Here is a 23,041-nt window from a genome sequence, read left to right as displayed (position 1 = left end):
AGATGAATCAGGCAATCAATCCAGAAGGCTGGATTATCGGCAAAACCGCAACGGGTCTTAATCACCTGAACTGGGGTATTAAAGCAGGCAATCACGTGTATGTGGCCGGCATGTTGTCTACCGACCCCATTGATGGTGGCCTGGTGGGGGTGGGCGATATTGAAGTGCAAACACGCCGTGTGCTTGACAGTATCAAAGTGGTGCTGGAATCGGCAGGCAGCAGTATGGATCACGTGGTGATGAACCAGATCTTCCTGCGCAATCTGGAGGATTACCACAAGTTCAATGAGATCTACGTCAGCTATTTCCCGGCGATTTTACCCGCACGGTTCTGCGTCAAGCTGGAGATGGTACGACCGGAGTTTCTGGTTGAGATCGCCACCACGGCAGTGATCCCCGCATAAATGGGCGGCTCCAGGGCCGCACTTCACTGAACAGCACTCACTATTGAGGATGTTTGCATGCAATACCGTTATCTCGGGCGCAGCGGGCTAAAAGTGTCCGAAATTTGCCTCGGTTCCATGATGTTTGGTGGAGCCACCGATGAAGCCATAGCCCAGCGCATTATCGCCGATGCCAATGCCAGCGGGGTCAACTTCATCGACACCGCTGATATGTACAACAAAGGCGAGTCAGAACGCGTGGTGGGTCGAGCCATCGCTGCCGATCGTCATCGTTGGGTGCTGGCGACGAAAGTGGGCAATCCGATGGGCGATGGCCCGAACCAGCGCGGCATGTCACGCAAATGGATTCGTGAGGCAGTGCACGGTTCTCTGACGCGTCTGGGTACCGATTACATTGACGTGCTCTACATGCACAAAGCAGATTTCGCCGCGCCACTGGAAGAGATGGTACTGGCCTTTGCCGACCTGATCCGTGAAGGGAAGATCGGCTACTTTGCCGTGTCGAACTTCAAAGCCTGGCGTCTGGCGGAAACCGTGCGTCTGGCACGTGAAGCGGGGATTGCCGGGCCAGTTGCCACTCAGCCGCTGTATAACCTCGCCAACCGTGAAGCCGAAGTGGAGATTCTGCCTTCAGCCGCCTATTTTGGCGTCGGAACCGTGTGTTATAGCCCGCTGGCACGCGGCATTCTCACCGGAAAATACCGCGTTGGTGAAGCGCCGGACAGCACCAGCCGTGCCGGGCGCGCCGATCCGCGCATGCTGGAAGCCGAATGGCGTCCGGAATCGTTGCAGATGGCCAGTGAGTTAGCGACTTATGCCGAACGCACCGGACGCCAACCCGCGCACTTCGCGCAACAGTGGGTGATGCGCAATCAGTTGGTGACCAGCACGCTGGTGGGACCGCGTACTTTTGAACAGTGGCGTGAGGGCATTGCCGCGCTGGATTGTCCGTGGTCCGAAGAAGATGAAATGTTCTGCGACCGTTTGGTATCACCGGGTAAAGGCACCAGCCTGGGTCCGGTCGATCCCCATCATCCGATTGAAGGCCGCATCGTCGGTCGATTTGCAGCAGGTGTAGAATGACAGATTCACTTCTGATGCCGGACATCGCCGAGGCCTATCGCGGCGGTATGCGCCAACTGGCGGCGGGCGTCTGCCTGATTACCAGCGCTGATCAACAACAGCCGGGCGGTATGATCGCCACGGCGGTGACGTCGGTCAGCGCTGAACCTCCCACGCTGTTGGTGTGTGTCAATCGCAATGCTTCGATGTTTGAACTGATTCAGCGTAGCGGCCATTTTTGCGTCAATGTTTTGTCAGCTGACGCGCTGGGATTGGTAGACATTTTCAGTAATACAGCACGCCGCGCTGAACGGTTTGCGACCGGTAAATGGCATCAGGATGCTGAAGGATCGCCAGTGGCGGCGGATGCGCTGGTGGCGTTTAGCTGCAAACTGGTCAATACCGTTGACTGGCATACGCACGCGATATTTCTTGGCGAGGTGACCCACGTGGCACACCCCAATAGTGATGGGCAACCGCTGTTGTATCACGACCGGGGGTTCCATCAACTCTCAGCGCTGTAACTTAAAGAACGGGAGGGCAAGTGCCTCCCGTTATGTTCAGGGCAACATAATCACCACATCAATTTCCAACAGCAATTCCGGTTCGGCGAGCGCAGAGATCTGAAACAGCGTGCTGGCAGGTAACTCAAGTCCTTCAAAGAAGCGCTGGCGCACCGGATGAATATGCGGCACCAGCGCCAGGTCGGTGACATAAGTGGTGGTGCGCACAATCCAGTCACGCTGTGCACCCAGCCCCTCCAGCAAACGATCGATATTGGCATACACCTGTTCGACCTGCTGCTGCATATCTCCAATGCCGACCACGTTTCCTTCTTCATCCCACGCGACTTGCCCGGTCGGGAATACCGGCGTTCCGGGACGAATTTTGACGTGATTGTAATAGCTGCGCGCCTTCAAACCGGCGGGATTGATAATGCTCATAACGCTCCTTAACCCTGTTTCGTTCGCGAATGTTCTCGCTTCAAGGCTATCACTCGTGCGCGTTGCCGGGTAAAGGTATCCTGGCAACGCCGCATTGCCGCTAAAGCAACACGGCGGCGGTTACAAACGCTTTTGTGACGCGGCATCGAACAGCATCGCACGCGCATAATCCACTTCAACGGCAATCATATCGCCTGCTGCGGCACCGGAACGTTGGGTGGTAAACAGCATCACCTCATGCCCGAATAAGTTGCCGTGGATGAGCTCGGATAAACCGGTGGGTTCGACGAGAGAAACCTCCAGTGGCAGCGCGTGTGGAGAACCTGCTGAAGCCAGTGCGATGTTTTCAGGTCTGATGCCATAAATGACTTCACGACCTTCAGGCTGATTGGCCCATGCCGGATTAGCGGGCAACAGCGCGCTGTCGCCGATGCGCACGCCATTCGGGGTGACAACGCCGTTGATAAAGTTCATGGACGGTGAACCGATAAAGCTGGCGACAAACTTGTTGGCTGGCGTGTCATACAGTTCCAGAGGCGTGCCCACTTGCTGAATCACGCCATGGTTCAGCACCACAATCCGGTCGGCCAGCGTCATTGCCTCAACCTGATCGTGCGTGACATACACGATAGTGTTGTTCATCTGCTGATGCAGGCGTTTAATCTCGACGCGCATCTTGCCGCGCAGTTGTGCATCCAGATTGGAGAGCGGTTCATCAAACAGAAAGACCTGCGGCTGGCGCACGATCGCGCGTCCCATCGCCACACGCTGGCGCTGGCCGCCGGACAGTTCTTTGGGACGACGATCCAGAAGATGTGAAAGATTAAGGATATCCGCCGCTCGCTTCACTTTCTCCTTAATCTCCGCACGCGGACGTTTCTGGATTTCGAGGCTAAAGCCCATGTTGCGTGCCACCGTCAGGTGCGGGTAGAGCGCATAACTCTGAAACACCATTGAGATATCACGATCTTTCGGGGCGACATCATTCATCAGTCGTTTTCCGATGCGGAGATCGCCGCTACTCGCCAGTTCCAGACCCGCAATGGTGCGCAGTAAGGTGGATTTGCCACAGCCGGACGGCCCGACCAATACCACGAACTCACCATCGTTAATGGTGAGGTTGATATCGCGCAGGACTTCAACATTGCCGTAGCGTTTGTCGATCTGCGCCAGTGTAATTTCTGCCATATTTACCCCTTAACCGCGCCAGCGGTCAGACCCTGAACCAGATAACGTTGAATAAAGGCGAAGAACAAACAGGCAGGAATCAGCGCCATTACGGCGGCTGCCATCATTTCACCCCATGAAACGGCAAATTTGGAGACGAAGCTGAGTAAACCCACCGGGAAGGTCATCACTTCGTTTTTGTTGATCAGCATCAGCGAGAACAGCAGTTCGCTCCATGCCGCGGTAAACACGAAGCCGAGCGTTGCCGCCATTCCCGGTAACGTCAGCGGAACCAGTACCCGATACAGCGCCTGAAAACGTGTGCAGCCCTCAAGCATCGCAGACTCTTCCAGATCTTTGGGAATGGCATCAAAGAATGACTGCATCAAAAAGGTGGCGAAAGGCACGTTAAAAGCGGTGTAAATCAGGATCAGGCCCAACAGACTGTTGGTCAGGCCGAGCGGAGCCATGACGCGATAAATCGGGGCAATGATCATCACCAACGGGAACATCTGCGTGAATAACAGCAGCGCCGCCATCACCATCTTGCCGCGAAAGTGAAACCGCGAAAATGCATAGCCGGCACCAGCAGCAATCAGCGTGGTCAGGAATGCGGTGCTGAAAGAGACGATCAGGCTATTGCTGAAGAAGGTGGGGAAATCACTGTCGGTCAGCACTTTTTGAAAGTGGCCTAAAGTGAAGCCGCCCGGCAACAGCGTGACGCCCTGGCTGAACAGCAGCTGATCCGGCGTGACCGAAATCTTAATGATCCAGTAGAGCGGAAACAGGGCAAACAGCAGGTAGAGGCCAATACTCAGGCGATGACCAATCATGGGTAACAGTTTCATTTCGCCTCCTTATTTCAACAGTTGATGACGAATGCGCAGCAGAACCAGCGCGTAGCAGGTCATCAGCAGTAACAGAAACACCGCCATTGCCGAGGCATAGCCAAAATCGAGTTTGCGATAGGCGGTGGTGAAGATGTAGCTGGACAGAATCGAGGTGGATCCGGCGGGGCCACCGTCGGTCATCACCACGATCAGATCGGCGAAGTTGGCGATCCAGATGGTACGTAGCATCACGGTGATGGCAATCATCGGTGCCAGGAAGGGCAGCGTGACGCGACAGAATTGTTGCCAGCCGCTGGCACCGTCAATCGAAGCCGCTTCATACAGATCTTTCGGGATGGATTGCAAAGCGGCCAGCAGGGTAATGGCAAAAAACGGAATACCAAACCAGACGTTAGCAATGATCGGTCCCCACATGGCCAACTGAGGATCGGACAAGATATTGTATGGCTCGCTCAGTAACCCGAGATCGCTCAGCCACTGTGGTAACGGGCCGACCACCGGGTTAAGCAGCCAGGACCAGGTCAGGCCGGAGAGAAAGGCGGGCACCGCCCAGGGCAGAAACACCAGCGCCTGCACCCAGCGACGAAAACGAAATTCGCGGTTGAGCAACAGCGCTAACGCCAGACCGAAGATAAACTGCAACAGCAGTGAGCTGAGCGTCCAGTTCAGCGTGTGACCGAGTGCTTTAAAAAAGCGCCGATCGTCAAACATTTCGGCAAAGTTATCCCAGCCCACCCACCCGCTATCCATCGGATTGAGCAGATTCATGCTCTGAAACGCGTAGGAAATGCCGATCGCCATCGGCACAAAAATAAACAAGGCGATCAGCAACAGTCCCGGCGAAAGATAAAACCACGGCTCAGCCAGCCGCAGCCAGCGCGTGAAGCGCAGGCGCGGCGAGCGGGCATCAAGTGAGGTTTCTAACATCATCATTGTTCTCCGCGCGATCGGTGATTACTGCGTGGCGAGCCAGCTTTTCTGCTCTTTGGTCAAATATTTAGCCCAGTCTTTCACCATGTCTTCGGTGTCGTTTTCACCCAGCAGGGTTTCCTGGCTGCTCTCTTTCACAATCACCGAGTTAAAGTAACCCCAGCCTTTCAGATGTGTCGGCATGGTCAAGGGCACATAGTTCGGATCGTTTAACTCTTTAAACCAGCCGGCAAACTGCGGTGTTTGATAGAAAGGATCCTGCTCTGCACCTTTATAAATCGGCAGGGTGCCAACAAATTTTGCCCATGCGAGGTTGTTGGTCTTATTACTCAGGAAGGTGATGAGTGGCCAGGCGAGATCTTTTTGTTTGCCCTGTTTAAACATCGCCCAGCCGGTATAGCCAATGGTAGGGAAAGCTTTACCCGACGGCCCGACAGGCATCGGCGCAACGGCAAAATCATCGGCGGCCATGCTGTTTTTAATCGCAATCAGCGCATCGGGGTCCTGATCGAGCATGGCGCACTTGCCGGAATAGAAACCGGAGACGATTTCGTTAAAGCCCCAGTTCACACTGTCCTTTGGCGCGCCGCCTTGTTTGTACATGTCGACCAGCAACTGCGCCCCTTTGATCGCCCCTGGCTGAGTCAGAGTACTGTTGCCGGATTTATCGAAGAAATCCGGTGAGCCGTTCATTGCCGCCATAAACATCATCCAGGCGTTGGTGCCGCCGACGCCGCCGCGCATACAGTAGCCGCTGATGCCGTTACCCAACTGGCTGATGCGTTTAGCATCGCTGGCAAACTCATCCATGGTTTTTGGCGGCTCACTCAATCCGGCCTGCTGGAAGAGTTTCTTATTCCAGAACAGGGCGCGCAGGTAGAAGCCGTAAGGGATCATGGTGGCTTTGCCATTGGCGGCACGCGCCATCGCCAGCGTTTTATCGGTTAACTGGGCGGTGCCATCCCAAGTTTTGAGACGTGGTTCCAGATCCTCCAGCATGTTGTTGCTGGCATACAGCCCTTGCCAGGTATCTGGCATTTCCACCACATCGGGCACTTGTCCGCTTTGCAACATGGTGCCTAATTTTTCAAACGCCTGACCCCACGGCAGCGAGATCAGCTCAATTTCCGTGCCGGGATGCTGGGTTTTGTATTCGGTCAGCATCTTCTGCAGCAGTTCAGTACGGGGCGGGCTGGTAATCACTTCCACCACGGTTAATTTTGCCGCCATACTGCTGAGTGCTGAACCCAATCCAATGGCTAAAACCAGTGCGTTAATCGCAAAACGAGTCGTCATTGCAGCTTCTCCTGGGAGTGAGTGATTATGCGCGGGTTGCGGTGGCCAGCGCCTGTTGCAGGTCGTTCCAGAGATCTTCGGTCTCCTCCAGACCAATCGAGATGCGGATCAAACGTGGCGAGACGCCGAAATCAACGGCTGAGTTAAATTCGCTGGCTTGATTGATGACTGAGATGGCGGGCATCACCAGACTTTCGAATCCACCCCAACTCACCCCCATATGGAAATAGTGCAAGGCGTTGCAGAAGGCGGGGATATCGATTTGTTCGGTCACTTCAAACGCAAACAGGCCACTGTAGCCGCGCAGCGATGACCAGGATTTGGGGGACAAACCGGGATGGCACACTGCCGTAACCTGTGGATGGGCACTCAACTTTTGCGCCAGTTCCATGCCGCTTTGGTGATGCTGCTTCATGCGCAGGGGGAGCGTGCGCAGACCACGGATCAGCAATGAGGCTTCATGCGCCGATAGCTTGCCGCCGAGGAACGGGCTGATGTGGCGTGCGATATTGCCGATGTGCTGTTGACTGGCAATGACCAGGCCGGCCACCACATCACTGTGCCCGCTGATGTATTTCGATGCCGAGTGCACCACGATGTCGATCCCACACAGTAACGGCTGCTGGAAAATCGGCGACGCCCAGCTGTTATCGATAATGGTGACCGCACCAGCATCACGCGCCAGCGTGGCCAGTTTATTCAGGTCCAACTCGCTCATCACCCAACTCACCGGACTTTCCAGGTAGAGCAGGCTGGCACCCGGCAGCGCGGCACGAATTGCCTCTTCATCATCACCATCGACGAACTCGGTGGTGATACCAAAACGCTGGCAGAAGCCACGCAGGAAGCGATACGTATCGGGATAGACGTGATTAACACACACCACTTTTGCGCCGGGTTGCAGCACGCTGAGAATGGCATTGCTGATGGCGGCCATGCCGCTGCCGAACGCCAGGCAAGCCTCGCCCCCTTCCAGTGCGGCAACTTTCTCCTGCAGCGCTCGGACCGTGGGATTATCGACGCGCGAATAGAGCGGTTGATCGCTTTCGCCACGGAAGCGGGCAATCATGCTGTCGTAATCGCTGAAGGTGAACAGTGACGATTGGTAGATCGGCGGGGTGACCGCGCCTTTTTCATGGCGTAAATCATGGGACAAAAGTGTTTGTTGCGAGACCGGTTTATCGTTTGGCATTGATGACATCCTTCATGTCGCGTTCAGTGATATCGAGAATTTGATGGCAAATGGCGCGCGCGGCTTCGCCATCCCGCTGGCAAATGGCATTGAAGAGATCGCGGTGTAACGGGAAGGAGTCGGCAAACAGTGCCTGCTCCGGTGGCGATTCAAAAAAGGCGTGCATGCTGTCGTAGATGCCGTTAAGCATTTGCAACAGAAGGGGGTTGCCGGAAGCGCGATAAATGCTGGTGTGAAACGCCCAGTCTTCGGCACCGGCTGAGCCGACCGCCAAATGCACGCGCTCCATTTCTATCAATCGCTGTTCGATTTCCAGCAGGTCTTCAGCGCTTGCACGCTGTGCAGCGAGCACACAGGATTCCGATTCGATAATGCGACGGACCTCCAGTGCGTGCAGCATATTGGCGGAGTCATTTTTGAATCGCAGTGAGAGAAAGCTGTCGTTGATGCCGACATCTGCCTGCAAAAACGTGCCGCTGCCTTTCTTACGCAGAATGATGCCCAGTGCTTCCCAGCGTTTTAACGCCTCACGCACGGTGTTGCGGCTCACCCCGAGTTTTTCCGCCAGCTCGCGTTCAGGCGGTAAGCGACTCCCCGGCTGCGCGCCGGATTGCGCCATAAAACGCGTGAGTGCATCAAGAATCAGCGTGTCACTGCGCGGTGTGATTATCGGTTGAAGCTCAAAAGGGGATTGCATAGCGCTGCCTTAATTGGTCCAACATCTCTACCAATTTCATAGCAAGGCGCGTGCCATTATTTTTATGCCTGATTTAATTGACATTTCTGGGCAGTAATAAGCAGGAGATCTGAGTTTTACTGGTGCAAGGCGAAAAAATATGCACCGGGATGTCACAGCGAGGATATAAAAAAGGCGCGAATTAACGCGCCATTTATATATGCGTAAATAAATTAGCTGGCGTCAAAAATCACATACAGTTTACGCATCGTGTTTTCAATTACCCAGGTCCCTTCAGTATTGGCTTCGAAGAAAAAGGAATCACCCGGTTTAAAATTTAGGGTTGCTTCGCCATCAGGAGTAAATGAACCTGTGCCGTTAAGAAAATGCATAATTTCAGCCTGTTTCACTGAGCGACGATAGGAACCTGCTGCGCATTCAAATATGCCCGTATCGATATCTTCTTTGCCGGGAATCACTTTCTGGATACCGGAAAGGGCAATAGTGCCGCTGCCCGGTAAGCCTTCCACGCTGCCCCAGGGTTCCATTGTTTCAATTAACGCCGGCTGTTCAATTTTTTGCACTTTCATCAGTTCTTTTTCCTGTAAGCAGTGACAAATAGCACTCACCACAATGGCAAAGTGCATTGGGGAAAAACTCAATTCAGACTAAGCGATTGCAGTAAAACCTGAGGGGACTTATTGCCGTGCGAATAACATATTTGAATGATTATTCGCACGGCTTTGGCAGAAACTTTTGTTTCCTCACCATGCTTCAAGCTGCAAGTGGGGGGGCGGCGTCCATTCACCCCCGATCAGTCATCTGAGTCGGTTCCAGGCGATGCCTGCCTGCACTTTGAAAGGGGGGGAGAGCGCCGCCTAACTCAGCGTTTGGCAGCATGAGCAGGGTTGCGCCACGGTATTACCCAGAACACGGCGCAGGAAATCTTGCGTGCGCGCTTCTTGTGGTCGCAGTAACAGGTTGTCAGCGGGACCTTGTTCTACAATCTGTCCGCTGTGCAGGAAGCAGACGCGATCGGCCACTTCACGCGCGAACTGCATCTCATGGGTGACCACGATCATGGTCATCCCTTCACGGGCGAGATTGCGCATGACCTGCAGCACTTCACCCACTAATTCGGGATCAAGCGCGGAGGTGGGCTCATCAAATAAGATCGCTTTGGGCTGTAGGGCCAGCGTGCGGGCAATCGCCACGCGCTGTTGCTGTCCGCCAGATAACTGGGCTGGCCATGCGTTGATTTTCTCAGCCAGACCTACCATTGCCAGTAAGTCTTTGGCGCGCTTTTCCGCCACGTTGCGAGATTCACCGTTGACGTGAATCGGACCCTCCATCACGTTTTCCAGCACGCTGCGATGCGGGAAAAGGTTGAAACGCTGAAACACCATGCCAATCTGACGCCGCAGGTCGTTAATGCTCTTGTGCTTGTTGTTGACGCGCTGGCCCAGTACGGTGATATCGCCGCCTTCATAGGTTTCAAGGCCGTTGATACAGCGCAGTATGGTTGATTTACCTGAACCCGAAGGGCCAATCAGGCAAACCACTTCGCCTTCGCTGACCTTGAAACTCACGCCTTTCAGCACCTCAATGGGGCCGAATTTTTTGTGTACCTCATGAATTTCAATCATCTTAAGCCCCTTTCATCTGACGTTTTTCCAGCTTCTTGGTGAGTGCCAGCAGCGGCAGGCAAAGCACCAGATACAGCAGTGCCACCAGCGTGTACACCGTGGTGTTATCGAAGGTTGAGGCAGCAATCAGCTGGCCCTGACGTGTCATTTCCGTCACCGCAATGGTCGAGGCAAGCGCAGAGTCCTTGAGCATCATCACGAGCGTATTGCTGAACGGGGGTAAGGCAACATGGAAAGCCTGAGGCAGCACCACGCGGCGCATGGCTTTGCCATAACTCATGCCCATTGATCGCGCGGCTTCAAGCTGCCCGCGATCAACCGATTCAATGCCGGAACGAAATATTTCAGCGATATAGGTCGAAAAGCAAAAGGCAATCCCAATAACACTGGCCTGAAACGAGGTGAGGGTGATGCCAATATCCGGGAAGACAAAGTAGATATAAAACAGCACCACAATCATCGGCAGACCGCGCGTGATATTAATGATGGTGGCAATCGGCCATGAAATGATTTTCCACGGACACATTTTGGCTGCGGCAAAAATCAACCCCAATGGTGTACTGATTATCAGAGACAAAAGGGTGATATAGATCGTCATTTCAGCCCCTTTCAATAAAAAGGGCAGATACTGGTGGATGCTGCTCCAGTCCATTTTGTTCTCCTGGCTTGTGGTGTCACCCTAAAATCAGGCGATAAATTCATTATAATGAATATCGTTGATAGCAAATCGCTGTCAATCTTTACTCTCATGACAGAGATAGCATTTACTTATTACGCTCATACGAACAAGCTATAGGTGTGATATTTAGTGAAATCAAAGGCTTTATTGTTAATTTGTGAGTTGGCGCATTTTCATTAAATAAATCGTTGACAGCAGGCATGCAATTTTCATTATAGTGAAAAAGAGCGTTATTCCTTCCATTGCATCCAGGAGTGAGTCATGTCTGCCATGCGTTCCCCGTTAATGATCCTCGGCCTTACGGCTGCGTTGAGTTTCAATGCCAGTGCAGCGGTGTTAACCGCGGGTTCACCGCCATCGAGTGCACCCACTACCTTTCTCAATACCCAAACGGGCAAGATTGAGGGTTTTATGCCGGATGTGGCCGCAGAAGTGGCTAAACGTGAGCATTTGGACATCCAATACAGCGCAATCCCTTTTTCCACGCTGATACAATCTGTTATTGCCGGCAAGATTGACATGATAGTGGCGGGAATGACACCGACTGAAGAGCGCGCGAAACGTATTACGTTCTCTCAACCGGTGACGGCTTTTGGCGCGGGATTGATCGTGCGGGATGACAATAAAAAAGCGTATAACTCGTGGCAGGACCTTAAGGGTGAAGTGGTAGGCACCATGGCCGGTACCGATTATACCCAAAGCCTGATGGCCAGCGGTATTGCGAAAGAAGTGAAGGTCTACGACAGCCCTGCGGATATGACGCGAGATTTGTCACTGGGTCGCGTGGCGGCCGGATTAAATGACTATCCGATATTAAAAGCGCAGGAAAAAGCCGGTGGACTAAAAGGCATGCACGTGGTGGATAATTATAAGCCGGAACATGTTTCCCCCATGGCGTTTGGCGTGAAGAAAGGCAACGATGCCTTAATGGCGCAGATTAATAGCGCGTTAACCAGCATGAAAGAGGATGGCACGTTGCAGACGATTAAAACCAAATGGGGCATGCCCTGATTGATGACACCCTTAAGCTCAGCTGACAGGGATGCGAATGGAATTCAGCCGATGAAAAAAGAACCGATCATCAAAGGGGAGTCAGGCGCGCAGGAAGCGGATATCGGCTCCCGCGTAAAACGTGTGCGCAAGGCGCGGAATATGACCATTACTGAACTGGCGCTGCTGGCGAATGTCTCCGCTGGCGCGATCAGTCAGATCGAACGCAATCTGACGAATCCGACAGTGCGTGTGCTGGAACAACTGCGTCTGGTCTTAAAAGTCCCCCTTTCGGCCTTTCTGGAAGAGGCCGAAGCTCACACTCGTGGTGCTGAGCATTATGTCCGGCGCGCAGCGGAACGCCCGCACTTTAACGTGGGTAAACAGGGCATTTCAAAACAGATGCTTTCCCCCTCGGGCGACCATGATTTGCAGTTCATGTTCATCAATATCCCGGCTGGCGTGCAGTCCGCTGAGATGTTAATGGGGAAGGGGGAAAAAGCAGGCTTAGTGATGGCGGGTGAACTGACGCTGGAGATTGACGGTGACACCGTGCTTTTGACACCCGGTGACAGTTTTCAATTTCAGAGCCATCTACCGCACAACATTTTTAACCCGACGTCCAGTGACGCCACTGTGTTGTGGATCATGCATATTTCCTCTGAGCAACATTTATAAAGATCAGGATTGAACATCATGCGCATCAACGTGAATACCTTAGCAGACAGTGAAACTTTCCCCAGCGCGGTGGATGTCATCGTCATTGGCGGCGGGATTATTGGTACTTCCGTCAGTTATGAACTGGCAAAGCAGGGCGTTTCCGTGGCGCTGTTTGAAAAAGGCGTGATTGGCGGTGAGCAGTCGGGACGCAACTGGGGCTGGGTCCGCCAGCAGAATCGCGATCTGTATGAGCTGCCGATGGCGATACGCAGTTTGCAGCGTTGGGAAGCGTTGAGCGGCGAAATCGGACTCGATCTTGGCTTTAGCCGCCAGGGAATCACCTACGGCACATTGAGTGAAGCGGATGTGGCGCGCTGGGAAGCCTGGGGCAAGCAGGCGAAACAAATCGGCTTTGTTAGCCACTTATTGACGGGCAAAGAGACGCGCGAGCGCATTGGTGAACAGGCCCAATGGGTGGGCGGCGTGTGGTCACCGAGCGATGCGCGTGCCGAACCCTCCATGGCCGCCCCGGCCATCGCCACGGGCGCGAAAAATCTGGGTGCTTCGGTGCATCAACAATGCGCGGTGCGTGGATTGGACATCAGTGGCGGGCGCGTCACCGGTGTGTGGACCGAGCGCGGCTTAGTGAAAGCGAACCGGGTGATCTGCTGTGGTGGTGCCTGGAGTTCACGTTTCTGCAAACAGTATGGTGTTGAACTGCCGAGCGCCAATATTTTGGGTACAGCGTTTAAAACCACGGTGGCGCCGGAAGTGATTAAAGGGTGTCTGAGCATCGGGGGATTGTGCATTCGCCGTCGTCAGGATGGCAGTTACACCGTGGCACTCTCCGGTCGTGGGCAGATCGACCTGGCTCCGCAAAATATCCGCTATGCCACCAAGTTTTATCCGATGTATCGCAGCAAAATTGCCAAAAAACTCAAAGTGCGCATTAACGGCTCTTTCTTTAATGGTCCGGAAGCCGCGGGTTCCTGGTCGAATCAGAGCTTATCGCCATTTGAAAAGATCCGTGTGCTCGATCCCGCCGGCGATCCGTCGATTGTACAGGAAGCGATGCAACTGCTGGTTCAGTTTTACCCGGAACTTGCCGGGATCAAAGTGGATCATGCCTGGGGGGGCTGGATCGACACCACGCCGGACCTGGTGCCAGTGATTGATGAGATGGATAATGTGCCGGGCCTGTTTATCGCCTCAGGCTTCAGTGGCCATGGTTTCGGCATCGGTCCTGGAGCGGGCTTATTGTGTGCGCAGATGGTGAATAACCAACCGCTGTTTACGGATGCTGAACCTTACAGTCTGGCGCGCTTTGCCAAAGGTAATGCGATTCGCGAACCGCAGATGATGTAAAAGTTTGCCAGATACTGACCGATTGTGGCATCGGTGATGTCATGCGCGGTTAAAAGTGAAAGGCGGCCTTCAGGCCGCCTGAGTATCGCTGATGGGTGATCACCTAAACATCCAGTCGATGAATGACATTCACAAACTCATGCACACCACTGTTTATTTCACGCAGGCTGCGCGATAGCACGCTGATTTTATCTTGCTCTGTCACCACGAACTGTTTCACTTCGCCTAACTGCTGCTCCATCTGATGAATCAGCATGGCGTTGTGCTCCACGACTTGAGTGATCTTTTTGGTTGCGCTGGAGGTGGAAGCCGCCAGACGCCGCACTTCATCCGCTACCACACTAAATCCACGCCCCGCTTCACCTGCGCGCGCGGCTTCAATCGCGGCATTTAACGCCAGGATATTGGTTTGTGAAGCTATCAGGTTGATGGTTTCCACCACTTCGTTGATGCTTTTCGCTGAGGCATTTAACTGGGTGCCAATATCGGTGGCGGCATTGACCTGCACTGCCACCAGGCCGGAGTTGCGGATGGTTTCATCCAGCACTTCGTTGGCGTTATCCGTTATTTGCGAAGTTTGTTCTGAGGTGGTGAGGGCAATATCAGCGACCCGTTTTGCCGCTTCAACCCGCGTGGTGATATCGGAAGCAATTTTGATCACCTTGTACACTTTGCCGTCGGCATCAAACACCGGATTGTAGCTCGCCTCCAGCCAGATACGTTCGCCTGCGGCGGTCTTCCGCTCAAAGCGCCCGACAAAGTGTTGTCCCTTAGCGATTTTGCGCCAGAACTCGGGATTTTCCCGATAAAAGTTATCGAAACAGAACAAGCGATGATGCTGACCGACAATCGTTTTGAGCTCGTAACCCATGTGTGTCAGGAAATTCGCGTTGGCTGTCAAAATATGACCATCGGGCGTGAATTCAATGACGGCCATAGAGCGGTCGAGGGCGGTGATCACTGCCTCTTTATGCTCGAGTTCTTCATGGCGGGCGGTGATATCGCTGGCGACCTTAATCACCTTGTAGACTTTGCCTTTATCATCGCTAACCGGGAAGTACGTTGCGCTCAGGTAGAAACGTTGGCGTTGTTTATTAAAGCGCTCAAAGATTCCAGTGACGGATTCGCCGGAAGCCAGCGTCTGCCAAAAAGCAAAGTACTCTGATGACTGGCTGTAGGCCGGGCTGCAGAAAATGCGGTGATGTTGTCCCTGAATCTCATGCAGACTGTAGCCGGTGACTTCCAGAAAGAGCGGGTTGGCACTGAGGATTTCCCCGCTGGGCGAAAACTCAATCCATGCCACATGTTGTTTAATTGCATTGATATCTTTGAGTACATCGCCACTTTTATAAAATGGCAGAGAAAGGCTGGATTTCTTCACCCCAAACATGTGTGACCTCAGGCGATATTATGTCATTGAACATAATGCGTGCAGCTTTTGCCGCTCCGCTGAATTTACTCAGCTGAACACTTTTCTTGCGATGTGCTTCTCTGCGCGTACGCAGGCTGGGTGTATTGAGTTTTGATTGCCTGATGTTGTGGTAAACGGACCGGTTACGGTCCGCTTTGATAAAGGTAGCTTAATTATCGGCGCGGTTTCCAGAACATTTAACTAAAATGCATGAAAAAGCGTTTCACTTGCCAGACTGCGGATAAGCAAGGGTTTTCAACCGATCATTTGGTGGTCGCGAGACGATAATGCCAATCACGCCACCCGCGATCAGTGCCACCGCCACCACCAGTAAACCTGAATGATAACTGTGGGTCATATCCTTGAGTTTTCCCAGTACGGGTGGCAATCCCAAACCGACAAATGAGAGGAAAAGTAAACTCATACCCACAAGCAAATTATCGCGCCACAACCCTGTATGGCGCGAATAAATGCGGCTTAATGCAACTGTTGCGCAATCGCGCTGTACATCAGAGCCGCTTCGAGTGGCTGCGCGCTGAAGGAGGGTTCAGCCTGAGGCCAGGTTGACCATTGTACGATGACCAGGTTTTCTGCACGGTTAACCATAATGATTTGCCCATAAATGCCCAGAGCCCAGAGTGAGTGCTTCAGCCCCTCTGCTGCAGTGGGCACGACATGTTTTGCATTGGCAGGGATAGCATTATTCCACCATTGATAACCGTAAATACCCTCCGGATGGGCCGCACTGACAGAGTCTTTTGCCTGTGTCCAGGTAGCTGCGTCATTCACCCAATTGTCAGGCAAGATTTGCTTACCATCGGGCAGGCGACCTTCGTTGAGGATAAATTCACCAAAGCGACCCCAATCTTCCAGCGTGGCGTTGAAACCATGAGCACCCACGTCATGCTTTCCTGATTGGTAAGCATGCCAGACGCCATCACTGGCCATGCCATTGGGTTGCCATACGGTTTGCTGCAGGTAAGCCGCCAATGACATGCCTGTTGCCCGTTCCAGCACATCCCCCAACAACCATGCGCCACCGGAAGAGTAAGACCACTGTTCACCCGCTGGATGCGCGCGTTTCAGATGAGTGACGATATTACGCACACAGGCATAGGCGCCAGCTTGCGCTTCGCACTGAGTCAACTGCGCAAAGTCAGAGTTCGGATTAGTGTAGTCCTCATTCCATGCCACGCCGGATGTGTGCTGGATGAGCTGTTTAAGGGTTATGCCATCCCAAGCGGTTCCCTTCAGTTCGGGTTCATATACTGTGATGTTGTCATCCAGTGAATGAATTTTTCCCTGCTTGATGGCAATACCCACCAGTGTAGACACCACCGATTTACCCACTGAGCGCGAGGTCCACAGGGTGGTGTCGGTATTACCTTCGGCAAAATATTTGTAGGCGACTTTGCCGTTTTTCAGCACCAGCATGCCCGCGACATTTTCACGTTTTAAGTAATCAGCGAGGTGATAGGTGTGGCCATTAACCTGATACTGCGCATCGACTAACAGGTTATTGGCACGCGCCAGTGGCTTCGCTTGCCCATGATGAAACACATCTCCCGCATAATTTCGGTAATCATTACGGAAACCGACTACTCGATCTTTTTGACTCCAGCTCAGCATCTGGTGAGGGTCAGGTAACTGATGATCAAAGGGTGCAGGACAGGGCGTGAGCGCCACGCCATCGCACTCTGTCGCAGCAGTTGCATAGCTACTCACAGCTAATGAGAGGGAAAACAGCAGGGGTTTAATCACGGTGTGACGTTGCATGAAAAGTGCCTTTGTAGTGCAGTTAAGAGTGCGGCGAGTATAGAAATCTATGGGGCGAGGTTAAAATCACCCCATGGGGGAAATTCCCCCCAAGTGTTAGACATAGGATTTCAGATGAATGCGCTGCGCTATTCCTTTTCACAAATTGAAGCCTTTGCGGCGATTGCAGAGTTCGGCACGGTTTCCCGTGCAGCAGAGAAACTGAGGAAAGATCGCACCACCGTGCGCGATCTCATCGATTACCTGGAGGATGCCCTTGGCTACTCGTTGTTTGAGCGTGAAGGGCGCAAATTGGTGCTGACATCCAGGGGGGAGCAGTTACATCGTCAGGCGCATTTGCTGGTACGTCAGGCACATGCATTTGAAGCTTTCGCGCAGACCTTGCCGGAGTCGCGCATGCAGCAAATCACGCTGGTGTATGACCCTTTTGTCCCGCAGTTATTTTTGCAGGCTTTCATCAGTGAGTGCAGCAGGGCGCAGGTGCAATTAAGTCTCTGGTGTGCTTCGCGTTTCGAAGCTGAGAGTGCCCTAAAATCGGGCAAGGCCGACCTGGCAATTTGTCAGGCAGTGAATCGTTCGTTGGGTAATGAGATGGAGTGGAGCGCGTTAGGTGCCATTGAACTGAACTTTTATGCGGCGACAGCATTGTTCGCTCATCAAGATTCACCTCTGACGTTGCTAAACCTCGCCCTGGAACCGCAATTGGTAATGCATGCGCATGCTGATGAACAAATCACGCACCGTCTGCAAATTTCGGGACAGTCACTGTTTGTGAACGAGCGAACCATGCTGCAGTCTCTGATGGAGCAGGGGCAAGGTTGGGGATTTCTACCAACGCATTTTCAGGCGCAGAAATGGCATCAGGTGCAAGTTTTGCCAACTGAGGTGGGGCATCAGGGACTCAATATCACTCTGGTGGCACTGTGGGCGCCGGGAGCGAGAAGGCACCAGGTCGTTAATGATGTGGTGGTTAAATTGCAACGGCTGTGGCAGCAGTACGGGGCATTCTCTTCCTGATAAGAGCCGTGAGTGGCGCTCCACGGCTCTGAGGATAGCATCAGGGCAGCGACTTAGCGGATTCTACAATCTCAACCGGCCCATGGTTATCGCAATGATCACCGTGTGGATGATGCAGATGCCCATCAACCAGGTAGTCCACATGGTCGCCATGCGGTACGGCTTCATGCCCACATCCGGGGCCATGAACATGTCCTGGTTCATGACCACTGCAATGGTGGTCTGGCGTGCATTGATCGGGATTGTGCGCATTCACCGGTAATACATGTTCATCAACATGATCTCCGTGTGGATGATGAAGATGGCCGTCGTGCAAGTAATCGATATGTCCTTCATGGCGAATCGCGGTATGCCCACAATGCGCACCATGTTGATGGTCATGATGTTGGTGATGCTGCTTTTTACAATCACTCATTTACTGACTCCATATCCAGAGATGTGGCGCTAATTGCGGTTGCCGAATCCTTGCCCGGCAACCCCATAACTATAGATCAGTCCTTCCTTCATGAGAGACGGGTGGTAGTGTGAGCGAGGTTAAATTCCTAAAAATACTCGCAGTAATCTTATGTATGCAAACTGGTATTACCTTCCCTGACTGACTACACCTTAAACGTCCTTGTTATCTCCTTAACGTCCTTTTCGCATCCTTGATGCGACCTTATTGACTTGTGTTGCTGCGGTGTCATGCGCAAGTCACATCTTTTAAGCGTCAGGCACAAACCGTCTGACTCATCACGGAGTGGATGATGAAAAAACGCAAATCCGCACTTTCCCTTGTCGCGATAGCGACCATAAGTACCCTGCTGGCAACACCTGACGCTGAGGCGTGGGACAGCTTAACGGTTTTTGGTGATAGCCTGAGCGACGGTGGCAATGTTGGGCGTTTTACCGCCGACGGCGCGCAGCATCCGCTGTACGATGAAATTTTGGCTGTGCATCTGGGTGAAAATCTACAGCCTTCCGATTTAGGCGGCAGTAACTATGCCCAAGGTGGTGCTGTTGCGGTACCTGCTTTGGATCCTGATTTGAACACCCAGGACCAGCTGGCGACCTATCTGCAATCCACCGGTGGACGCGCTGACAGCAACGGCTTGTACATTCATTGGGTCGGTGCAAATGATATTGCCGCCGCCGTCACCAATCCGCTCACCGCACGTGAAACCATTAGCAACAGCGCAGTTTCTGCGGCTTCCCAGGTCAAAACGCTACTGGATGCGGGCGCGGGAGCGGTCATCGTGCCCAATGTTCCGCAATTGGGGCTGACGCCCTACATGGTGCAGATCGTCTTGAGTACGCTTGGAACATCAGCCATGGTCGCGGCTTTTCAGTCGCTCGATAACGCTGCCACACCGGATGCTGCCGCCCGTCAACAGGCGGTGAAAGAGGCCTTTACAGCCGCCGCCGGACAAATTTTGGGCGACCCCACGGCGCGTGAAGTATTGGCTCAACAGCTTTACGACGCCTGGCAAGCACTCAGTACTCAGGTGACAGCCTTGTCCGATGGCTACAACCAGCAGGAAGAGGCCCAGTTGGCCGCGTTGAAAGGCAACATCGTTCGGGTGGATATCGCTGGACTGTTTAGTGAGGTGGTCGCAAACCCGGGACGTTATGGTTTGACCAACACCATCGGCATTGCCTGTCCGGTGGGCACCTCTGCAGATGAATGCCACTCCTCTGATGCGGGTTTTAGTAGCGCACAAGCGTATCTGTTTGCCGATCGCCTGCATCCCAGCCCGGCAGTGCACGCTATGCTGGCAGATTATATTCAATCGATTCTCGATGCTCCTGCACAGGTCGCGGCACTGTCGCAATCCACACTGCTGATGGCGCGCGACATGCATAATACGCTGGATGGGCATTTGCAACAGCAGCGCCAGCAACCGGCCAGCGCGGGACAGTTCACGGTGTTTGGTGGCTACGCCGGGCAGCACGTTGATTATCAAGGTGATGACTGGAGCGACGGTGATGCAAACACCACTAATCTGACGTTGGGGATCGGCTATCAATTGACCGATAACTGGCAAACGGGTTTGTTGTTCTCAAACAGCAATCAGCGCATGGATCCCTCATCAAACTATGACTACAAGCTGCGCGGTAATCTGGTGGCGCTCTACAGTCAGCTCACCTTGTTAGATCAAGGCTGGATCAATGCCGATCTCCATTATGCCGATCTCGATTTCGACAGTATCGAGCGCAATATCAACATCGGCCCTGCCACCCGGACTGAACAAGGCAACAGCAGCGGTAAATTACTGGGAATGCGGGTACAAACCGGCTGGGATTTACCCTTGGGGAACCATATCACGACCGGCCCGGTAGTCAGCTATGCGTTGGATTATGGTCGCGTGGGTGGCTATCAGGAAAATGGCAACACCAGCACCTCGATGCGCTTCTCTGATCAAACGCTTCACTCACAGATCGGTTCAATTGGCTGGCGCGTCGATAGCCGGCAGTGGGTGGTCAATCCGTGGGCTCAGGTCAGTTATAACCATCAGTTTGGTGACACGGATGCCACCGTACGCGCGGGTTTGAAATCCACCCAGACCTCTTTTGAGCGGACGGTGGCGGCTGGGGATAAAAACTGGCTGGATGTGGCGGTCGGTGCCAATGTGCCGTTGGGCGATACGGTCAATGCCTTTGCTGGCGTGTCTACCGTCGCCAGTAACAGCGATTACCATCAGGTGACCTGGAACGTCGGGGTGAATGCCACATTCTAGGATGATGTGCCAGCAAGTCGTGGCTTGCTGGCACCGTTTTAGCTTCACTTAACCTTAATAAATAAGTGAATGAATCAGTTACCGGCTTAAGGTATTCGATCGGAATCTTGCGTAGATTGCTCAATTTTTGGGGCCGCGATAAGCAATAATGTGCCTGCGATTATTCTGTAAAACCCCGCCCTTACCGCTGCGCTTTCTTTCTGCAATCATTATCTTGGTTAATTCCATTTATCTGTTGGATGTTTAACGCCTCTAATTACACTGGCACACATCAACATATTAACTATCAGCTACTTATACTGCATGGGGGCAGTTATTTTCTCTTAATATTTAAGGGGTACACCATGGTTAATGCGTCCAATAACACCACGCCACAAAATGCCGTCAACGCCGCAACGGGTACCGTTGTGCAGTTAAAAACCATTGATGAATTACGTGCTACAGAACCGACATCCGCCGGGGAAATTGCGTCGGTGCTGGAGTACACCAAAGGCAGTAAAATGGGCGGCGGGGTGTTTGTGTATGACGCGACCGATACCACCAGCCCAGACGATGGTGGAATTGTCTTTATCGCGGCAGGCAATAAACGCTGGAAGCGAGTGATTCAGGATTACAGCACCGTCACCGTTTTGGATTTTGGTGCTATAGCCGACGGTAAAACGGATTGTATCGAGGCAGTAAAACGTATGTTTACCTGGTCACAGCGTGTGCTGCCTGCTGCCGGTATCCGTTTTACCGCCGGGGTATTTAGCATGTCTACTTTCGACATTTCAGACAAAGAGATTAACCGCTTCAAGGTTTCGGGTGCTAATGTCAACTTTGGATATTTTCCCACCACCACGTTGACATTTAACTGGGGGACGCAGCCAAGAGGACTCCACTTTTTTAAAGTCAATGCGCGCTATGCAGAGATTTCGGGCATTGTGGTGAAAGGCATGAGTTCAAATAACGGCGGAGACGGCGGTACCGCATTTAATAAAGTCGGTTTTTACGCCAACATTATTACTGGCGGGCAGTTTCTGCGCGTGAGCAGTATGGAGTTTCGCTATCTGGGCGGACGAGCACTGGATCTGATCGATACGCTGGATTGTAAGATTGATCAGTTTTATTCAAGAGGCTGTCAGGACAGCATTGTGTATGCGCGCTGGTCCGATCGTGCAGCAGGTGCCTGGGACCACAGCACGGCCATTGAATTATCCAACTTCAATTTGCAAGAAAATACCCTAAAGCCGGTGTTGGATTTACCGCGCTGCACCCAATCCTTTATTCGTAACGGCTGGATTGAACATTCAGAATTCGCCGGGGATTTAACCAATGGCCAGTGGGTGATTGAGGGGCTGGCGATTGAATCAACGACTAATCCGTTAAAATTGGGCTATTGCCGCGCGTTGATCATTCAGAAAAGTATTCATAACCAAAGCGCCGGATTTGATTACAGCACCGAAGGTATCGAACCCTGGTCACTGCTGGCGGAAGGTGATCGCGGGCTGATGGAAATATCGGATTGGGGTGCCATCATTCAGGGCTCGCTAAACTATGATTATATTACCTCGCAACACCATATGGATAACCGTAGCGATAAAGAGAAATGGTTCTACATTGGCGAATTTAATTTCTCCGATGAAGGGACTCAGATACACGTGCGTGTGGTGGGGACATCGCAAATATTATCGCAAAGCGCTACGCAAACTCAGTACTCTGGACGAACGCCAGAAGGGGTAGCCAATATTTACCTTCAGGCGCGCAACAATGCCAATACCATTGGCAGCTGGTATGGCGAAGGCTCATGCCCGGTGACGAAAGTGCACATTGAAGGCGGTGCCACCCGCACGAAGCTCTACGTTAAATTGGCGCAATTCACTGGATTTGCCACCGCGCTGGTGGAAACCAATGGTAAAGATCGCTACAAGGCGGGATTATGTTTTATCTTCCGCAAAAGTTATACCGCCTGCTCTGAAGCCGATGCGCAAAAGTTTGATGCAGCCCCTGTTGTGGCCTTCGAACAGCACTGGATTGGCAATGAAAAGGTGGGCATTGGCTATAACAATGACCAGGAGTTGCTGTTAAATGGGACGGTTATTACCGGTCAGCCTGAAGAGTATGAGCCAGGAAAATGGCGTACCCGTCGGTACTTAAAAGTGCGGGTCAATGGGAACGAATGGAGCATTCCTTTAAATAGTGCAACAGAACCCTATATTTAACGCGATTTGTTTAAAAGAAAAATAAAGCTGACCATCGGATGATCAGCTTTTATCATT

Annotated in this window: 23 protein-coding genes and 1 pseudogene; 10 read left to right on the top strand and 14 right to left on the bottom strand. The window is 52.8% G+C overall.

What is annotated here, in order from left to right; genetic code table 11:
• Window positions 1-2 precede the first annotated feature (2 nt).
• From FD744_RS05970 to FD744_RS05960, 3 genes are read left to right on the top strand one after another with little or no spacing between them, the layout of a single operon-like run.
• On the top strand, window positions 3-404 hold the full coding sequence (locus FD744_RS05970; protein WP_160867666.1) for a RidA family protein: 402 nt from the start codon (window positions 3-5) through the stop codon (window positions 402-404).
• Between the two features lie 57 nt (window positions 405-461).
• Window positions 462-1,487 carry an aldo/keto reductase gene (locus tag FD744_RS05965; protein ID WP_160867665.1) on the top strand — a complete coding sequence of 342 codons (1,026 nt, stop codon included), beginning with the start codon at window positions 462-464 and terminating at the stop codon, window positions 1,485-1,487.
• Window positions 1,484-1,990, top strand: a complete 507-nt coding sequence (locus tag FD744_RS05960; RefSeq protein WP_160867664.1) for a flavin reductase family protein — start codon at window positions 1,484-1,486, stop codon at window positions 1,988-1,990. The genes FD744_RS05965 and FD744_RS05960 overlap by 4 nt, the downstream gene beginning before the upstream one ends.
• Window positions 1,991-2,026: 36 nt before the next feature.
• Here FD744_RS05960 and FD744_RS05955 read toward each other — a convergent pair whose 3' ends face one another.
• From FD744_RS05955 to FD744_RS05910, 10 genes are all read right to left on the bottom strand, one after another.
• Window positions 2,027-2,410 (bottom strand): RidA family protein, encoded by a 384-nt coding sequence (locus FD744_RS05955; protein ID WP_160867663.1) that lies wholly within the window; start codon window positions 2,408-2,410, stop codon window positions 2,027-2,029.
• A gap of 120 nt (window positions 2,411-2,530) precedes the next feature.
• Window positions 2,531-3,598 carry an ABC transporter ATP-binding protein gene (locus tag FD744_RS05950; protein ID WP_160867662.1) on the bottom strand — a complete coding sequence of 356 codons (1,068 nt, stop codon included), beginning with the start codon at window positions 3,596-3,598 and terminating at the stop codon, window positions 2,531-2,533.
• 2 nt (window positions 3,599-3,600) lie between these two features.
• Window positions 3,601-4,425 carry a carbohydrate ABC transporter permease gene (locus FD744_RS05945; protein WP_160867661.1) on the bottom strand — a complete coding sequence of 275 codons (825 nt, stop codon included), beginning with the start codon at window positions 4,423-4,425 and terminating at the stop codon, window positions 3,601-3,603.
• 9 nt (window positions 4,426-4,434) lie between these two features.
• Entirely contained in the window at window positions 4,435-5,361 is a 927-nt protein-coding gene (locus tag FD744_RS05940; RefSeq protein WP_237449344.1) for a carbohydrate ABC transporter permease, read from the bottom strand.
• A 21-nt stretch (window positions 5,362-5,382) separates the two neighbouring features.
• The gene (locus FD744_RS05935; protein ID WP_160867660.1) at window positions 5,383-6,654 is read right to left on the bottom strand and encodes a sugar ABC transporter substrate-binding protein; all 1,272 of its coding nucleotides are present in this window, start codon (window positions 6,652-6,654) and stop codon (window positions 5,383-5,385) included.
• A gap of 25 nt (window positions 6,655-6,679) precedes the next feature.
• Window positions 6,680-7,846, bottom strand: coding sequence for a PLP-dependent transferase (locus tag FD744_RS05930; protein WP_160867659.1), 1,167 nt, complete (start codon window positions 7,844-7,846; stop codon window positions 6,680-6,682).
• Window positions 7,833-8,543 (bottom strand): FadR/GntR family transcriptional regulator, encoded by a 711-nt coding sequence (locus FD744_RS05925; RefSeq protein ID WP_160867658.1) that lies wholly within the window; start codon window positions 8,541-8,543, stop codon window positions 7,833-7,835. Before FD744_RS05925 ends, FD744_RS05930 begins: the two co-directional genes overlap by 14 nt.
• A gap of 212 nt (window positions 8,544-8,755) precedes the next feature.
• Entirely contained in the window at window positions 8,756-9,112 is a 357-nt protein-coding gene (locus tag FD744_RS05920; RefSeq protein WP_045815471.1) for a cupin domain-containing protein, read from the bottom strand.
• Between the two features lie 288 nt (window positions 9,113-9,400).
• Window positions 9,401-10,168, bottom strand: coding sequence for an amino acid ABC transporter ATP-binding protein (locus tag FD744_RS05915; protein WP_034829813.1), 768 nt, complete (start codon window positions 10,166-10,168; stop codon window positions 9,401-9,403).
• A 1-nt stretch (window position 10,169) separates the two neighbouring features.
• A complete protein-coding gene (locus FD744_RS05910) occupies window positions 10,170-10,820 on the bottom strand; it encodes an amino acid ABC transporter permease (RefSeq protein WP_058961056.1) in 651 nt (216 codons plus the stop codon).
• A 288-nt stretch (window positions 10,821-11,108) separates the two neighbouring features.
• Here FD744_RS05910 and FD744_RS05905 point away from each other — a divergent pair, with 288 nt between their 5' ends.
• From FD744_RS05905 to FD744_RS05895, 3 genes are read left to right on the top strand one after another with little or no spacing between them, the layout of a single operon-like run.
• A complete protein-coding gene (locus FD744_RS05905; RefSeq protein ID WP_160867657.1) occupies window positions 11,109-11,858 on the top strand; it encodes a transporter substrate-binding domain-containing protein in 750 nt (249 codons plus the stop codon).
• A gap of 51 nt (window positions 11,859-11,909) precedes the next feature.
• Window positions 11,910-12,515 (top strand): cupin domain-containing protein, encoded by a 606-nt coding sequence (locus FD744_RS05900; RefSeq protein WP_160867656.1) that lies wholly within the window; start codon window positions 11,910-11,912, stop codon window positions 12,513-12,515.
• Window positions 12,516-12,533: 18 nt separating this feature from the next.
• Entirely contained in the window at window positions 12,534-13,862 is a 1,329-nt protein-coding gene (locus tag FD744_RS05895; protein ID WP_160867655.1) for an FAD-binding oxidoreductase, read from the top strand.
• A 103-nt stretch (window positions 13,863-13,965) separates the two neighbouring features.
• On the opposite strand, the gene FD744_RS25880 is transcribed toward FD744_RS05895, so the two are convergent.
• From FD744_RS25880 to FD744_RS05880, 3 genes and pseudogenes are all read right to left on the bottom strand, one after another.
• Window positions 13,966-15,252, bottom strand: coding sequence for a PAS domain-containing methyl-accepting chemotaxis protein (locus tag FD744_RS25880; RefSeq protein ID WP_160867654.1), 1,287 nt, complete (start codon window positions 15,250-15,252; stop codon window positions 13,966-13,968).
• A 244-nt stretch (window positions 15,253-15,496) separates the two neighbouring features.
• Window positions 15,497-15,679: pseudogene (locus tag FD744_RS05885) on the bottom strand (MFS transporter); the annotation flags it as partial.
• Between the two features lie 71 nt (window positions 15,680-15,750).
• Window positions 15,751-17,049 (bottom strand): serine hydrolase, encoded by a 1,299-nt coding sequence (locus FD744_RS05880; RefSeq protein ID WP_160867653.1) that lies wholly within the window; start codon window positions 17,047-17,049, stop codon window positions 15,751-15,753.
• Between the two features lie 114 nt (window positions 17,050-17,163).
• On the opposite strand from FD744_RS05880, the gene FD744_RS05875 reads away from it, so the two are divergent.
• A complete protein-coding gene (locus FD744_RS05875; protein ID WP_160867802.1) occupies window positions 17,164-18,066 on the top strand; it encodes a LysR family transcriptional regulator in 903 nt (300 codons plus the stop codon).
• A gap of 63 nt (window positions 18,067-18,129) precedes the next feature.
• Here the strand turns inward: FD744_RS05875 and FD744_RS25320 are convergent, their stop codons facing one another.
• Entirely contained in the window at window positions 18,130-18,318 is a 189-nt protein-coding gene (locus FD744_RS25320; RefSeq protein WP_202403411.1) for a hypothetical protein, read from the bottom strand.
• A gap of 36 nt (window positions 18,319-18,354) precedes the next feature.
• Here FD744_RS25320 and FD744_RS25540 point away from each other — a divergent pair, with 36 nt between their 5' ends.
• From FD744_RS25540 to FD744_RS05860, 3 genes are all read left to right on the top strand, one after another.
• On the top strand, window positions 18,355-18,594 hold the full coding sequence (locus tag FD744_RS25540; protein ID WP_237449343.1) for a hypothetical protein: 240 nt from the start codon (window positions 18,355-18,357) through the stop codon (window positions 18,592-18,594).
• A 218-nt stretch (window positions 18,595-18,812) separates the two neighbouring features.
• Window positions 18,813-20,783: an autotransporter outer membrane beta-barrel domain-containing protein gene (locus FD744_RS05865; protein WP_160867651.1), complete on the top strand. Its 1,971-nt coding sequence runs from the start codon at window positions 18,813-18,815 to the stop codon at window positions 20,781-20,783.
• Window positions 20,784-21,127: 344 nt separating this feature from the next.
• Window positions 21,128-22,984, top strand: coding sequence for a hypothetical protein (locus FD744_RS05860; protein WP_160867650.1), 1,857 nt, complete (start codon window positions 21,128-21,130; stop codon window positions 22,982-22,984).
• Window positions 22,985-23,041: the final 57 nt, after the last annotated feature.

This window comes from Pantoea sp. Taur, from assembly GCF_009830025.1.
Taxonomy (GTDB): domain Bacteria; phylum Pseudomonadota; class Gammaproteobacteria; order Enterobacterales; family Enterobacteriaceae; genus Pantoea; species Pantoea communis.
Note: the sequence above shows the minus strand (reverse complement) of the source record. Positions and strands in the feature narration are given on the sequence as shown.